14 protein-coding genes are annotated in these 13,753 nt (G+C 57.6%); 4 read left to right on the forward strand and 10 right to left on the reverse strand.

The features are described 5' to 3' along the window. Position 1 precedes the first annotated feature (1 nt). A complete protein-coding gene (locus AC2CF9_RS08575) occupies positions 2-559 on the reverse strand; it encodes a YbaY family lipoprotein (RefSeq protein WP_484556765.1) in 558 nt (185 codons plus the stop codon). Positions 560-761: 202 nt separating this feature from the next. Here AC2CF9_RS08575 and tesB point away from each other — a divergent pair, with 202 nt between their 5' ends. After that, positions 762-1,625, forward strand: coding sequence for an acyl-CoA thioesterase II (gene tesB, locus AC2CF9_RS08580; protein WP_039382999.1), 864 nt, complete (start codon positions 762-764; stop codon positions 1,623-1,625). A gap of 41 nt (positions 1,626-1,666) precedes the next feature. Here the strand turns inward: tesB and amtB are convergent, their stop codons facing one another. The 5 genes from amtB to AC2CF9_RS08605 all read right to left on the reverse strand — a co-directional run bounded on the left by amtB (position 1,667) and on the right by AC2CF9_RS08605 (position 7,584). Then, the gene (gene amtB / locus AC2CF9_RS08585; RefSeq protein WP_484556802.1) at positions 1,667-2,956 is read right to left on the reverse strand and encodes an ammonium transporter AmtB; all 1,290 of its coding nucleotides are present in this window, start codon (positions 2,954-2,956) and stop codon (positions 1,667-1,669) included. Between the two features lie 32 nt (positions 2,957-2,988). Next, positions 2,989-3,327, reverse strand: coding sequence for a P-II family nitrogen regulator (gene glnK, locus AC2CF9_RS08590; RefSeq protein ID WP_003850469.1), 339 nt, complete (start codon positions 3,325-3,327; stop codon positions 2,989-2,991). A 232-nt stretch (positions 3,328-3,559) separates the two neighbouring features. Then, a complete protein-coding gene (locus AC2CF9_RS08595) occupies positions 3,560-5,323 on the reverse strand; it encodes a SmdB family multidrug efflux ABC transporter permease/ATP-binding protein (RefSeq protein WP_484556766.1) in 1,764 nt (587 codons plus the stop codon). Then, entirely contained in the window at positions 5,316-7,100 is a 1,785-nt protein-coding gene (locus AC2CF9_RS08600) for a SmdA family multidrug ABC transporter permease/ATP-binding protein (RefSeq protein WP_484556767.1), read from the reverse strand. Before AC2CF9_RS08600 ends, AC2CF9_RS08595 begins: the two co-directional genes overlap by 8 nt. Positions 7,101-7,122: 22 nt before the next feature. Beyond that, a complete protein-coding gene (locus AC2CF9_RS08605; protein ID WP_484556768.1) occupies positions 7,123-7,584 on the reverse strand; it encodes an Lrp/AsnC family transcriptional regulator in 462 nt (153 codons plus the stop codon). Between the two features lie 115 nt (positions 7,585-7,699). Here AC2CF9_RS08605 and AC2CF9_RS08610 point away from each other — a divergent pair, with 115 nt between their 5' ends. Continuing rightward, positions 7,700-8,734, forward strand: a complete 1,035-nt coding sequence (locus tag AC2CF9_RS08610) for a PLP-dependent cysteine synthase family protein (RefSeq protein WP_484556769.1) — start codon at positions 7,700-7,702, stop codon at positions 8,732-8,734. Between the two features lie 35 nt (positions 8,735-8,769). Here AC2CF9_RS08610 and cof read toward each other — a convergent pair whose 3' ends face one another. Continuing rightward, positions 8,770-9,591, reverse strand: a complete 822-nt coding sequence (gene cof, locus AC2CF9_RS08615; protein ID WP_150017646.1) for an HMP-PP phosphatase — start codon at positions 9,589-9,591, stop codon at positions 8,770-8,772. A 157-nt stretch (positions 9,592-9,748) separates the two neighbouring features. Between cof and AC2CF9_RS08620 the strand changes: the two genes are divergently transcribed. After that, positions 9,749-9,979, forward strand: a complete 231-nt coding sequence (locus tag AC2CF9_RS08620) for a hypothetical protein (RefSeq protein WP_484556770.1) — start codon at positions 9,749-9,751, stop codon at positions 9,977-9,979. Positions 9,980-9,983: 4 nt separating this feature from the next. Further along, positions 9,984-10,679, forward strand: a complete 696-nt coding sequence (gene queC, locus AC2CF9_RS08625) for a 7-cyano-7-deazaguanine synthase QueC (RefSeq protein ID WP_039382992.1) — start codon at positions 9,984-9,986, stop codon at positions 10,677-10,679. 42 nt (positions 10,680-10,721) lie between these two features. Here the strand turns inward: queC and AC2CF9_RS08630 are convergent, their stop codons facing one another. The 3 genes from AC2CF9_RS08630 to ppiD all read right to left on the reverse strand — a co-directional run bounded on the left by AC2CF9_RS08630 (position 10,722) and on the right by ppiD (position 13,559). Then, the gene (locus tag AC2CF9_RS08630; RefSeq protein ID WP_484556771.1) at positions 10,722-11,126 is read right to left on the reverse strand and encodes an acyl-CoA thioesterase; all 405 of its coding nucleotides are present in this window, start codon (positions 11,124-11,126) and stop codon (positions 10,722-10,724) included. 101 nt (positions 11,127-11,227) lie between these two features. After that, positions 11,228-11,551 (reverse strand): ComEA family DNA-binding protein, encoded by a 324-nt coding sequence (locus tag AC2CF9_RS08635; RefSeq protein ID WP_484556772.1) that lies wholly within the window; start codon positions 11,549-11,551, stop codon positions 11,228-11,230. Positions 11,552-11,690: 139 nt separating this feature from the next. Continuing rightward, entirely contained in the window at positions 11,691-13,559 is a 1,869-nt protein-coding gene (gene ppiD, locus AC2CF9_RS08640) for a peptidylprolyl isomerase (protein ID WP_484556773.1), read from the reverse strand. Positions 13,560-13,753 lie beyond the last annotated feature (194 nt).

Below are 13,753 nucleotides of genomic sequence, written 5' to 3' on the forward strand. Positions count from 1 at the left end.
ATTACAGACTGGTCGGCGCCGGTACGGAAGCCGATGGCGTTACCTGAGTAGGTGACGTCGACGGAACCGTGGTCGCGGCACCTGGCTGCGTCGACATTGCGCGATTGGCAACCGGCACCAGCAGCAATTCAGCTTTGGTGCCACCCTGATTGATCACTGGCTTCACCGTGTCCGTAACAAACGCCAGTTTGCCATCCATAGTGATGGCTGCGCTCAGCAGAATGCGCGCGTCTGGCTTAATGTCTGCCGGGTTAAAGGGCAGAATAAACTGGAACGGTGACTGTTTGCCTTCGGTACGCACGGCACGCTGTGCCAGCACTTTAGAAGGCGCGTCCGCCAGCGACGCATCTGCCAGCGTAACGGTCAGTACTGCATCCGGCGGCAGCGCGATGCGCTGACGGATATAAACAGAACCGCTTACGTTAGGCTGCTTGATGGCCGACTGCTGGCCGGCAACCGCCGAGCCAAGCGTAGGCGTCGGAACCGGTTTGCTGTGGTCAGCACACCCTGTAATCGCCGCCGCCAGTGTCATACCGCTAATAACCTGCCAGAGTTTCATCGATGTCGTCTCCTTATGAACACTATGATTGTCGGCGGTTAATTTTTAGCTGGCATTTCAACCGCCGATTGCTCTTAATTCTGGCACAGAAATCCGCATTGCGCCTGGAGCCTCACCCGTCATCAGAAATCAGCGCAAATCCGTTGCGCAAACTGGTCGGATCTTTCACACTTGCGCCATATCTGCTGATGAGGACATGATTATGAGCCAGGCGCTGACTAACCTGCTTACGCTATTAAATCTGGAAAAACTGGAAGAAGGCCTGTTCCGCGGGCAGAGTGAAGATCTCGGTCTGCGTCAGGTGTTTGGCGGTCAGGTGGTGGGCCAGGCGCTCTATGCCGCTAAACAGACGGTGCCGGAAGATCGCATTATTCATTCATTTCATAGCTATTTTCTGCGTCCCGGCGACAGCCATAAAGCGATTATTTACGATGTCGAAACGCTGCGCGACGGCAAAAGCTTCAGCGCGCGCCGCGTCAGCGCTGTCCAGAATGGCCAGCCTATTTTCTATATGACCGCCTCCTTTCAGGCGCCTGAAACCGGGTTTGAGCATCAGAACAGTATGCCCCCGGTGCCGGGGCCGGATGAGCTGCCTTCTGAACGCGATCTGGCGCAAAAACTCGCCGCGCATCTGCCGCTGAAGCTTAAAGAGAAGTTTCTCGCTGAGCGGCCGCTGGATATCCGTCCGGTTCAGATCCACAATCCGCTTAAGGGCCACGTGGCTGAGCCTGTTCGCCAGGTCTGGGTGCGCGCTAATGGCCAGATGCCTGCCGATCGCCGCATCCATCAATATGTGCTGGGCTACGCCTCCGACCTTAACTTTTTGCCGGTGGCGCTGCAGCCGCACGGTAAAGGGTTTCTGGAGGCGGATATGCAGGTGGCCACGATCGATCACTCGATGTGGTTTCACCGCCCGTTTGATCTCTCAGAATGGCTGCTTTACAGCGTGGTGAGTACGTCTGCCTCTGGTGCGCGCGGCTTTGTACGCGGCGAGTTCTATACGCAGGAGGGTACGCTGGTAGCGACCACGGTACAGGAAGGTGTTATGCGTCAGCGCGACGCATAAAAAAAGGGGCGACCTGGTCGCCCCTTCTCTTCGTTTTTAGCTTACTGGTTATACGCGTTTTCGCCGTGGCTGTTTACATCCAGGCCTTCACGCTCCTGCTCTTCCGGTACGCGCAGGCCGACAATCACATCCGCCAGCTTGAAGCCGATAAAGGCCACCACACCGGACCAGACCACGGTGACGATACAGCTGAATATCTGGATCCAGACCTGATGCCCCATAGTGACGCCTTCCGCATAGCCAACGCCACCCAGCGAGCTGGAGGCGAAGACGCCGGTCAGGATGCAGCCGAGGATACCGCACACGCCGTGCACGCCAAACACATCGCAGGGGTCATCGACGCGCAGCCATCTTTTCAGCGTCGTAACGCCCCAGATGCCCGCGAGTCCGCCCGCCAGACCGATGATCAGTGCGCCGCCAACGCCCACGTAGCCACAGGCTGGCGTAATGGCGACCAGGCCGGCGATAAAGCCGGAGCAGGCACCCAGCAGCGAAGGCTTACCGCGCAGCGCCCACTCACCAAAGACCCAGGAGAGCACTGCACCTGCGGTAGCGACAACGGTGTTTACAAACGCCAGCGCAGCAATTTCGTTCGCCGATGACGCTGAACCGGCGTTAAAGCCAAACCAGCCGACGTAGAGAATGGCCGTGCCGAGAAACACCATCGGCAGGTTATGCGGTTTAAACGCCTCTTTGCCAAAACCGGCACGCTTTCCGACCAGATACGCGCCTACCAGCCCCGCGACAGCGGCGTTGATATGCACCACGGTACCGCCGGCAAAGTCCAGCGCGCCATCCTGCGCCAGATAACCGCCGCCCCACACCATATGCGCAATCGGCAGATAGGAGAGTGTCAGCCAGACGCCGACGAAAATCAGCACCGCTGAGAAGCGAATACGTTCAGCCAGCGCGCCTACGATCAATCCGACGGTAATACAGGCAAACGACGCCTGGAACGCGACGTGAATATATTGATAGAAGCTGCCCATGACGGCTTTCAGCTCAATGTTTTTCAGCATCACCCACTGGAAGTTGCCGAAAAAGGCGTTGCCTTCGCTGAAGGCCAGCGAGTAGCCATATACAACCCACAATACGCAGACTAGGGCAAAGGTTACGGCAACCTGTGTGAGCATGGACAAGACATTTTTACCGCGGATCAGGCCGCCATAAAACAGCGCGATGCCGGGAATTGTCATAAAAAGTACCAGTGCGGTACAAATCATCATAAAGGCGTTGTCCGCTTTATCTGCGACCGCAGGGGCAGCAGCCAGCGTCAGAGTGGGTAACAGCGCCAGGCTGGCAAGGCCCAGTTTCATCATCATTTTTTTCATTTTATTCATCCCATCTCAAGTCAGAACCCGGATCAGAGCGCCGCTTCGTCAGTTTCACCGGTACGGATACGGATCACCCGCTGCAGCTCAGCAACGAAGATTTTGCCGTCGCCGATTTTGCCGGTGTAAGCCGCTTTACTGATGACATCAACCACTTCATCCAGCTGGTCATCTGCAATCGCGATATCAATTTTTACTTTTGGCAGGAAGTTAACGCTGTACTCGGCCCCGCGATAGAGTTCGGCATGTCCTTTCTGACGGCCAAACCCTTTAACTTCAGATACCGTCAGCCCCTGAATGCCAATGGAGGATAGTGCCTCACGGACATCCTCCAGCTTGAATGGTTTGATTACCACGGTAACCAGCTTCATACGTCCCCTCCGGATTAAACACAACTGCGCGATGTATACGCAGTGGCTGAAGCAAAGGGTGTGCCAGAAGTGCAAAACGCGTTTTAACGCGGCGGCGGTACAGGCTCAGCGCGGGGCGGCATCGCCGGAGAGAAAGAACGGTGCGGAGGTCTGCACCTCTTTGGTGCTCAGGGCGTCAAAGAGGTGCAGAAGTGAGAAAGGAACGGGTCAGCATGAACAAAAAAGGTGCACCTCAGGCGGATGCGCCGGCCGCCAGCTGCTCGCCAGCCTGCTGCAGCTGATACATCTGCCAGTAGCGCCCCTGCTGCGCCAGTAGCTCTGCATGCGTACCACGCTCGGCAATATGGCCGCGATGTAACACCAGGATCTGTTCCGCCTCCATAATCGTCGAGAGCCGGTGCGCAATGACCACCAGCGTGCTGTGCTGGCGCAGGGTGCGCAGCGCCTGCTGAATCGCCTGCTCGGTGCCGGAATCGATGTTTGCGGTAGCTTCATCGAGGATCAGGATCTGCGGCGGCGCGACCAGCACACGAGCCAGCGCCAGCAGCTGTTTCTGCCCGACCGACAGCGTATTGCCCTGCTCTCCCAGCCGCGTATGAATACCCTCCGGCAGCGCACGGGCCAGCGTAGCGAGCTGCACGCTATCCAGCGCCTGCCACACCCGCTCTTCAGGGATCGCCCGCCCCAGCTGTACGTTAGCCAGCAGCGTATCGGCCAGCACCACTGGATCCTGCTGCACCATGGCAATGCCGGTGCGCAGCGCATCGTGCGAGAGCGAAGAGACCGGACGCCCGTCCAGCACAATCGACCCGTGCTTTACCGGATAGTAACCCATCAGCAGGTTTGCCAGCGTGCTCTTGCCGCTGCCGGTATGCCCGACCAGCGCAACGAAGCCCCGTGACGGCACGGTAAAGGAGATATTGGTCAGCACGTCGCGATCGTCGCGATAGGCGAAACTGACGTCGTGCAGCGCAATTTCGCCGGAACGCAGCGGAGCACTTTCGCTGCCATACCCCTGCTGATGCGCATCAACCAGTTCAAAGATGCGTTCACCCGATACCACCGCCTGCTGCAGCATCGACTGCTGCGTCGTCAGTTCGATCAGCGGCTCATTCAGCCGGCCCAGGTAGGTGATAAAGGCATAAAGCACGCCGACTTCAAATGCGCCGGGTGAAGCAAAACTGAATAGCAGTAACAGGCCGCACAAAATCAGTGCAGAAAAGAGGCTAAGCAGCGGGCGCAGCAGAAATCCGTCCAGCCGCAGCGTCTGCATGCGCGCCATATAGTGGGCGCGGCTCGCTTCGCTCATGCGGGCCCCGAAACGCGCCTGCTGCCTGAACTGCTGGATCACGCTCATGCCGTTGATCACTTCGTTAAAGCCGTTGTTGATATCCGCCAGATAGCTGCGAACCCGGCGGGCAATCGGGGTACTGTAGCGCTGATAAATCAGCATCACGGTCAGCACCAGCGGGAAAATAACCAGCGCCACCAGCGCCATACGCCAGTCAAGCGAAAACATGGCGACCAGCATCGCGCCAATCAGCGCGGCGCTGCGCAGCACGGTGGCGACTACGGTGACATAGAGATCTTTAATAACCTCGGTGTCATTAGTGACGCGCGAAATAATCTGCCCTACCGGCTGGGTGTCGAACGCGCTCAGCGGCTGGCGCAGCGCCGCGTTCATGACATCAACGCGCAGCTGCTGCACCACTCCGATTGCCGCACGGTTAAACAGCAGCGCCTGAAAATAGTGCAGCGCCGCCGCCATGAGCTGCAGCAGGATAAAACTCACCAGTAATCCCGCCACGATGCCCCACGGCATCTGATGTCTGGCGATCAGGCGATCGATAAAATAGCTGACCAGCACCGGGCCGGTCACCTCGGCCGCCGCCGCCAGCCAGAGCATACCGGTTGCCAGCCACAGCGAGCGGCGCCAGGGTTTTCCGTATGCCAGCAGCCGTTTCAGCGTCGGCCACAGCCGCTGCGACTTAGCCATGCTGCGCTCCTGTTGCGGTTTCATCTTTGTTTTCACTCTCATCATCCAGCGCCGCTTCCAGCTGCTGATAGCGGTACATATCGCGATACCAGCCCGGCTGCGCCGCCAGCTGGTCATGCTCGCCACGCTGCGCAACGCGCCCCTGCTGCAGCACCAGAATTTCACTCGCTTCCGTTAACGCCGAGAGACGGTGCGCGCTGATAATCAGCGTACGGTTCTGCCCCCAGATGCGCAGGTTATGCAGGATGTCATGTTCGGTACGTCCATCTACCGCGGAGAGCGCATCGTCCAGAATCAGGATCTCCGCCTCCAGCAGCAGCGCGCGGGCAATCGCGATGCGCTGCTTCTGCCCGCCCGAAAGCATGACCCCACGCTCTCCAACCTCTGTCTCATAGCCCTGCGGCAGGCGCAGAATATCCTCATGCACGCAGGCCATTCTTGCCGCCTGCTCAATTTGCTGCTGCGTGGCGTCGGGACGTCCCAGCGCCAGATTGTTTGCCACGCTGTCAGAAAACAGAAACGGCGTCTGACTCACTACCGCCAGGCGGCTGCGCCAGCTGTCCAGCTGCAGCTGCGCCAGCGGCAGCTCGCCGTAGCGGATCTCTCCCCGATCGATATCGAAGTGGCGCTGGATGAGACTGAGCAGCGTGCTTTTACCACAGCCGGTCGGGCCACATAATCCCAGCATCTGCCCTGGCTGCAGCTTCGCATGGATATCCTGCAGTACGGCATTTTCTGTCCCCGGGTAGTGAAAGGCGTCGATGGCGAGCTGCAGCACAGCCGGCTCAGGCGGTAACGTCAGGGTGCCGTCAGCCACTGCCGGCGCTTCAGCCAGCAGCGCGCGAATACGGCTCCAGGCCGCACTGCCGCGCTCCACGATGTTGATCATCCACGCCAGCGCCAGCATCGGCCAGATCATCAGCCCCAGATACATCACAAAGCTGGTGAGCTGGCCCAGCGTCAGGATACCGTGCCATACCATCCAGCCGCCGCCTGCGATCGCCAGCAGGTTGGAGAAGCCAACGGCGACGTAAATAATGGGATCAAATCGCGCATCTACCCGCGCAACATGCAGATTTTTACGTCCGGTATCGCTGGCGATGTCAGCAAACTGCTGCGACTGGTGATCTTCCAGTCCAAATGCTTTGATCATACGGATGCTGGTCAGGCTCTCCTGCGTCTGATCGTTAAGACTGGAGAACGCCGCCTGCGCAACTTTAAAACGCTGATGCAGCCGGGAACCATCCCGCTGGATCGCCAGCGCCATAAAGGGCATCGGGATCAGCGCCAGCAGCGTCAGCTGCCAGCTTATCTGCGTACTCATGACCGCCAGGACCACCAGCCCCATGACCAGGGAGTCCACCAGCGTCAGCACTCCCTCCCCCGCCGCAAACACAACGCGGTCGACATCATTCGTTGCGCGTGCGATGAGATCGCCGGTGCGATGGCGCAGATAGAACGCAGGATGCTGCCGGCTCAGCTGACGATAAAAGTCCTCGCGCAGCTCTACCGCCAGCTGATATGAGGCGCCAAACAGCAGCACGCGCCAGACATAGCGCAGCAGATAAACGATAATGGCGGTCAGCAACATAACGCCGATCCACATCATAATCTGCCCGGCAGAGAGCCGCTGCTGCGTGACGCCATCGACAATTACGCCGACCAGATGCGGCGGGATCAGCTGCAGTAAGGCGATGATAATAAGCAGGCAGACAGCACCGGCATAGCGGCGCCACTCACGCAGGAAATACCAACTAAGCTGGCTGAATAATCGCACAATCTCTCTCTTTATTTACGCTTCAGGGCACAACGGGCAGCGCGGTTGAATATTTAATCTCTTCCATCGCAAAGCTGGAGGTGACATCTATCAGACCCGGCACGCCATTAACCAGCCGCTTATAAAACGCGTCGTAGCTCTTCATATCCGCAACCTGTATTCGCAGCAGATAGTCATACTCACCGGCCATACGGTAGAACGCCATAACTTCCGGCATTGGCTCAACCACGGCGACAAACTGCCTGAACCATTCGCTGCTGTGCTGCTGCGTTTTGATCAGCATAAACGCGGTCAGGGACAGACCGAGTTTTTCACCATCCAGCAGCGCTACGCGCGCCCGGATGATGCCATCATCTTCAAGCTTTTTCAGGCGCTTCCAGCAGGGCGTGGTGGTCAGATTGACCGACTCTGCCAGCGCCTGCAGCGATAGCGTGCAATCCTTCTGCAGAAGGGCGAGCAGCTTGCGGTCAATTTTATCTATCATCACGCCTCACCGGAGAATATTTTTCTCTGAATAACCGATTATACCCTGGTTTTAGCAACCTCTTTTTCCTGCCCGTGCCGTACACTGGCGACAATGAAAACCGGAGAGAATCGCCATGCAAACCCCCTGGATCCGCTACGCCATTAATGAGATCAACGCTGATATCCAGCGCTCGGCTGACACACACCTGATCCGCTTTACGCTGGACGATTTTCCGGGCATCTTTTTTTACCTCAAAGATGAGAGCACGCACCCCAGCGGCAGCCTGAAACATCGCCTCGCACGTTCGCTGTTTCTGTATGGGCTGGCTAATGGCTGGATCGGTGAAAAGACCCCAATTATCGAAGCGTCATCTGGCAGTACCGCCGTGTCGGAAGCCTACTTTGCCCGGCTGCTCGGCCTGCCATTTATTGCGGTTATGCCGGTCAGCACCGCAAAGCGCAAAATTGAGATGATCCGTTTTTACGGCGGAGAGTGCCATTTTGTGGCTGACCCGTGCCAGCTCTACGCGGAGTCTGAGCGCCTGGCGCGTGAACTCAATGGCCACTTTATGGATCAGTTTACCTATGCCGAGCGCGCGACGGACTGGCGCGGCAATAATAATATTGCGGAAAGCATTTTCCGGCAGATGGCGCATGAGCCGTTTCCGGTGCCGCATACGCTGATCATGAGCGCCGGCACCGGCGGCACTTCCGCCACGCTGGGCCGCTATATCCGCTATCAGGGCTACTCCACCCGCCTGCTGGTTACTGACCCGCAGCATTCGGTATTTTTTGACTACTGGCACAGCCGGGACAGCAGTTTGCGCAATGCACGCGGCAGCCTGATTGAAGGAATCGGCCGCCCGCGCGTCGAACCCTCTTTTATGCCCGACGTGATTGATGAGATGATCAAAGTCCCCGATGGCGCCACGCTGGCGGCTATGCTGCGGCTGGAACAGATCCTCGGGCGGCGCCCCGGCGCTTCAACCGGCACCAACTTCTGGGGCATGATGCAGGTGGCGAAACGCATGCGCGCCAGCGGTGAACGGGGCGCGCTGGTTACGCTACTCTGTGACAGCGGCGAACGCTATCCTGACACTTATTACAACCCGGCGTGGGTTGCGGCGCAGATTGGCGATATTCAGCCCTGGCTGCAGGCGCTGCAATAAAAAAACCGGACATCCGGTCCGGCTCACGGCAAGACTCAGCCCCGGGGGGAGTAATCAAGGTGGGGCGTGGTCAGCCAGTGATTTAAATAGTGAGACACCGCCTGTGTCTCGCAATGGCCGATAACCGGCAAATGCGGCAGCGCGGCTTTAAGCTGATGCATCGCGTTGCCCATAACAAAGCCTTTACCTACCTGCTCCAGCATCTCGCGATCGTTCATCGCATCGCCAAAGGCCATACACTCCGCCAGCGGCAGATCGAGATGTTCGCACAGTCGCGCCAGCGCCGCGCCTTTATGGCAACCTGTCGGCAGAACCTCAAGACAGTCCCAGGCGGAAAAACAGATAGTGGCACGCGCGCCCAGCGCCTGCTGCAGCTCTTCCTGCAGCGCCAGCAGCATCTCGTGGGGTGCGATAAAACAGATTTTGGTGATGTTATTTCCTGACATCCGCTGCAAATCGCACAGCTGATAGCTAAACCCGCTGAGCGAGTGCGCCTCCAGCGCGCCAGGCAGCGGCTTATCAGTGAACCAGCCCTCGTCGGTAAACAGATGAATGGAGGCTGGCGTTTCCCAGCGGGTTCGCATGACCTGCTCTGCGACGTCCGCCGGCAGATCGCAGCCATACAGCTGGTTGCCCTGCGGGTCGTGAATCCGCGTGCCGTTACCGGTTATCAGCCACGCAGGCAGCGTGATCTGTGTACGGATCACCTGCATATCCAGCAGATGGCGGCCGGTGGCAAAGGCCAGAATCACATTGCGCTGCTGCAGCGCGTGCAGGGTTTCCAGCGTCTCTTTACCTAACTGATGCGTGGGCAGCAGCAGCGTGCCGTCCATATCAAATGCTGCAAGACGAGCCATGCCTGTTCTCCTGTCGGGGGATGCCTTTTACTATCGCCTGGTCATTGCGGAACAAAAAGTGAATACTTTTTGAAAACGGTTCCCGGTTTAACTATGCGTGAACTTCATCGTGTCAGCCAGTTTTAGCGGCTGCGCGGCAGCTTTCAGCAGATCGCCCGTGAGCGCAGGATCGTCCGCCGCTCAGCAACTTTTCCATACGCCAGTGAGCAAAAGTTATCTGCTGCCACTGTTCCACTGGCGTTATCAGGTATGGGCGCCCGCGGGCGTTGAAGGTGTGCGGCTGACTTCACCGGGCTGGTCTGGCTTTACCCGGGCATGGATCCCGCCACCTGCCCTGTTCACTCTGGCGCTGACGCAGTACCATAAGGCACCACACCAGGAGAGATAAGTTAATGAAACGCGCCGTTGTCGTTTTCAGTGGTGGACAAGACTCCACCACCTGCCTGATTCAGGCTCTGCAGCACTATGATGAAGTTCACTGCGTCACCTTCGATTATGGCCAGCGCCACCGAGAAGAGATCGAAGTGGCAGCGGAGCTGGCGCACAAACTGGGCGCGCGCGCGCATAAAGTACTGGATGTTACCCTGCTTAACGAACTGGCGATAAGCAGCCTGACGCGCGATAACATCCCGGTACCGGCCTATGAGGCTGATGCCAGCGGATTACCCAGCACCTTTGTTCCGGGCCGTAATATTCTGTTTCTGACGCTCGCCTCTGTCTACGCGTATCAGGTAGAAGCTGAAGCCGTTATCACCGGCGTCTGCGAGACCGACTTCTCCGGCTATCCCGACTGCCGCGATGAGTTTGTTAAAGCGTTAAATCACGCGGTCAGCCTTGGCATGGCTCGCGAAATTCGCTTTGAGACGCCGCTGATGTGGCTGAACAAAGCAGAGACCTGGGCGCTCGCGGATTACTGGCAGCAGCTGCCGCTGGTGCGGACGGAAACGCTGACCTGCTATAACGGCATCAAAGGGGATGGCTGCGGAACCTGCGCCGCCTGTCATTTACGTGCCCGCGGGCTGGCGGAGTATCAGGACAATGCCGCCGCGATAATGACGGCAATGAAGCAAAAAAGCGGCCTGCGCTAAGTCAGCATGCCGCTGGCGTGGCGTCAGCGGTGACGCCACGGTTTACCGTCCGGTCATGAGAGCGGCCAGGCGTTCGCGCAGTTCTCCCTCCAGCGGCACCGCTTTTTGCGTCCGTAAGTCGATACAGACAAACGTCAGCAGAGCGTCAGCCACCACAGTGCGATCTTCTGCAAGCAGCACACGCTGTGCGATGATCCCGCTGCGGCTGCTGAGCTGTGACACATCGCTCTCAATGACCAGACAATCGCCCAGAACCGCAGGCCGGCGATAGTTGATATTGATGTTTACCACCACGAACGCCAGTTTTTGCGCCATCAGCCAGTTAAAGGCGTCCGCTTCTTCCAGCCATTGCCAGCGCGCCTCCTCCAGAAATTCGAGATAGCGCGCGTTGTTAACGTGCTGATAAACATCCAGATGATAACCGCGCACTTTTATTGTGGTTTGCATCAACGCTCCTGAACAGGCTGAAATTACTAACTGGTTGGACCTGTTGAGCATAGCACAGCCTGTTGCCGGTCTTCACGGATTCTTCAGCGTCGCGAAGTGCTTCACAGTTTGAGCCGATCGCTGTTGCGTTCTACCAGCGCGCTGCCAATACCCGGCACCTCTTTGAGCTGATCCAGCGCGGTAAAGCGCCCGTACTCATCGCGATAGCTGACAATCGCCTGCGCTTTTTTCAGCCCGATGCCATTCATGGCGCTCGCCAGCTGCTCCGCAGTAGCGTCGTTGATGCTGACCGGCCCGGCCGTCAGCGATAGCGGCTTCGACTGCGCTTCCGCAGGCTCTGCCGCCGCAAGCGCAAGGCTGCTGCTGCAGAGTGCGCCGCCCAGCGCCAGTGTCAGACAAAATGCGTGAAAAGTAGATTTGTTCATGCTGTTTTTCTCCTTGTGTTTGACAGCATCAGCAGCGTGTCACAGCAGGGGATGTCCAGCAAAAGGCGAAGCGCAGAGATGGAAAAGGCCGCAGAAGCGGCCTTTGATTGTTGCAGAATATTACCTGATTTTGTGAGGCTTACTGGGTTTGTGCCGCTGCCCCGTATTTGATCTTCGCCTCTTTGCGCAGATTCTCCAGCAGCGCTTCAAACGCGATCTGCGCATTATTCTGCGTCACGCCTTTGATCATCTCATCGACCTGGTTCTGCGGCAGGCTGCCGGCAGAGACTTTATCCAGTGCGACCAGCACAACGTTGCCCTGCATATCTTCGCTTATGCCCCAGGACGATTTATTCTCTGCGGGCTGCGGCAGTGAAAATGCGGTCCGGGCGACCGGATCCTGTGCGTTACGATCAACCACTTTGCTGCTGCTCAGCGTCAGTCCTGCCGCGCTAAGCGCCTCACTCTTGCCCGCTTTCAGCTCGGCCAGCAGTTTATCTGCCTGCGCTTTAGCCTGCTGCGTCGCCTTATCGTGTTTGATGCGATCGGTAACCTGTGCTTTCACCTGGTCAAGCGGTTTTACCGCTTCCGGTTTGTGTGCGCTGATGCGCAGTACAAATGCGCGATCGCCATCCACGCTGATAATATCGGAGTTGCTACCCGGCGCGCCGTTCTGCCCGATTAAGCTACCGCTGAAGACCGCCTGTTTAACCGCGTCAAAGTCGAGGTCGGCAGGCATATCATCGCGGGTAAACCAGCCTGTTTCACTGACCTTAAGACCCGATGCCTGGGCTGCACCCGCCAGCGACTCATTGTCGTTGCTGGCGGCCTCGCTGACTTTCTGCTGCAGCTTGTAGAACGCGTCGAGCGCTTTCTCCTGCTTAACTTTATCCGCGATAACGTCGTGCACCTGCGCCAGCGGCTTCACCTGCTCCGGCTGGATATCGTCCAGACGTACCACCAGGAAACCTACGGAGGATTTGATGACGTCTGAAAGCTGGCCCTTCTGCGTCAGGCCGGCATTTTTCAGCTCATCCGGCGTGGTTGCAGGCTCCAGCCAGCCCATATCACCGCCTTTACGCGCGGAGATAGGATCGGCAGATTTGCTTTTCGCCAGGCTGGCAAAATCGCCGCCCTGCTTCAGCGCATCCAGTACTGACCGGGCTTCCGCCTCGGTTTTGGTCTGAATGATGCTGTAACGGCTGCGCTGCGGCTGTGAATAGTCCGCTTTGTGTTGATCATACCAGCTCTGAATGTCCGCTTCGCTGACCGGCTGCTGCATCGCTGCTGCATCCATTTTGATGTAGCTGACGCGGAACTGCTCCGGGGCCATAAAGCTGTTCTGATGCTGCTGATAATACTGCGCGATCTCGTCGTCATTAACCGTCTGCTTCGCTGCCAGCGCATCCACGTTAATCACCGCCTGACGAATTTCCCGCTGCTGTGAGACTAAATCTGTCAGCTTCGTGGTCTCATCTTTCAGCATAAAATCAGTGTTAGCGATAGCGTTGATCAGCTGCTGATTAAGCAACTGCTTGCGCAGCGCTTCTGCATATTGATCGGCTGAGAAGCCCATGCTGGTGATCAGACCGTTATATTTGGCATTATCAAATTTGCCGTTGGTCTGAAACGCTTTCTGGTTGAAAATGGCCTGCTTTACCTGCTCATCACTGATGCCGAGATGCAGCTCGCTGATGTACTGATCCAGCAGCGCCTGATCCACCAGCTGTGACAGCGCCTGCTGGCGCATCTGCTGGATATATCCATCATTGCTCGCCAGCTGCGAGAACTGATCGCCCAGCATCTGCTGCTGACGGTTGCGCTCGCTGTTAAACGCCTGCTCCAGCTCAGCCCGGCTGATTTCGTGGCCGTTAACTTTCGCAGCGTAATCGCCATTGCCACCTATCAGGTAGTTGCCCACCCCGGTAAGCACAAAGGACAGGATAATCAATCCCAGAATAACCTTGAGCACGACATGATTCGACGCCGCGCGTAAATTGTCCATCATGGTATGACAACACTCCGCTGTAGTGTGAATGTAAAGCTCAGACACGATGCCATCATCGTGCAGCTGCAGTTCAGGCTGGCAGCTGGCAACCATGCGGAGACTGAAGCCACTGGCTTAAGCTACGCATCAAATAAAAAAGGCACATCAGTAATGATGTGCCCGTATGTTACATGAGAACGGCTTTTTCGTCCTCA

The sequence above is a fragment of the Pantoea sp. SYBGC1 genome, assembly GCF_057197005.1.

Bases quoted from the DNA above. Each gene is read 5' to 3' on its own strand.
- AC2CF9_RS08605 (WP_484556768.1), bottom strand. From the start codon at position 7,584: ATGATAGATAAAATTGACCGCAAGCTGCTCGCCCTTCTGCAGAAGGAT.
- tesB (WP_039382999.1), top strand. From the start codon at position 762: ATGAGCCAGGCGCTGACTAACCTGCTTACGCTATTAAATCTGGAAAAA.
- queC (WP_039382992.1), top strand. From the start codon at position 9,984: ATGAAACGCGCCGTTGTCGTTTTCAGTGGTGGACAAGACTCCACCACC.
- AC2CF9_RS08595 (WP_484556766.1), bottom strand. From the start codon at position 5,323: ATGGCTAAGTCGCAGCGGCTGTGGCCGACGCTGAAACGGCTGCTGGCA.
- AC2CF9_RS08610 (WP_484556769.1), top strand. From the start codon at position 7,700: ATGCAAACCCCCTGGATCCGCTACGCCATTAATGAGATCAACGCTGAT.
- ppiD (WP_484556773.1), bottom strand. From the start codon at position 13,559: ATGATGGACAATTTACGCGCGGCGTCGAATCATGTCGTGCTCAAGGTT.
- cof (WP_150017646.1), bottom strand. From the start codon at position 9,591: ATGGCTCGTCTTGCAGCATTTGATATGGACGGCACGCTGCTGCTGCCC.
- glnK (WP_003850469.1), bottom strand. From the start codon at position 3,327: ATGAAGCTGGTTACCGTGGTAATCAAACCATTCAAGCTGGAGGATGTC.
- AC2CF9_RS08575 (WP_484556765.1), bottom strand. From the start codon at position 559: ATGAAACTCTGGCAGGTTATTAGCGGTATGACACTGGCGGCGGCGATT.
- AC2CF9_RS08635 (WP_484556772.1), bottom strand. From the start codon at position 11,551: ATGAACAAATCTACTTTTCACGCATTTTGTCTGACACTGGCGCTGGGC.
- AC2CF9_RS08630 (WP_484556771.1), bottom strand. From the start codon at position 11,126: ATGCAAACCACAATAAAAGTGCGCGGTTATCATCTGGATGTTTATCAG.
- amtB (WP_484556802.1), bottom strand. From the start codon at position 2,956: ATGAAAAAAATGATGATGAAACTGGGCCTTGCCAGCCTGGCGCTGTTA.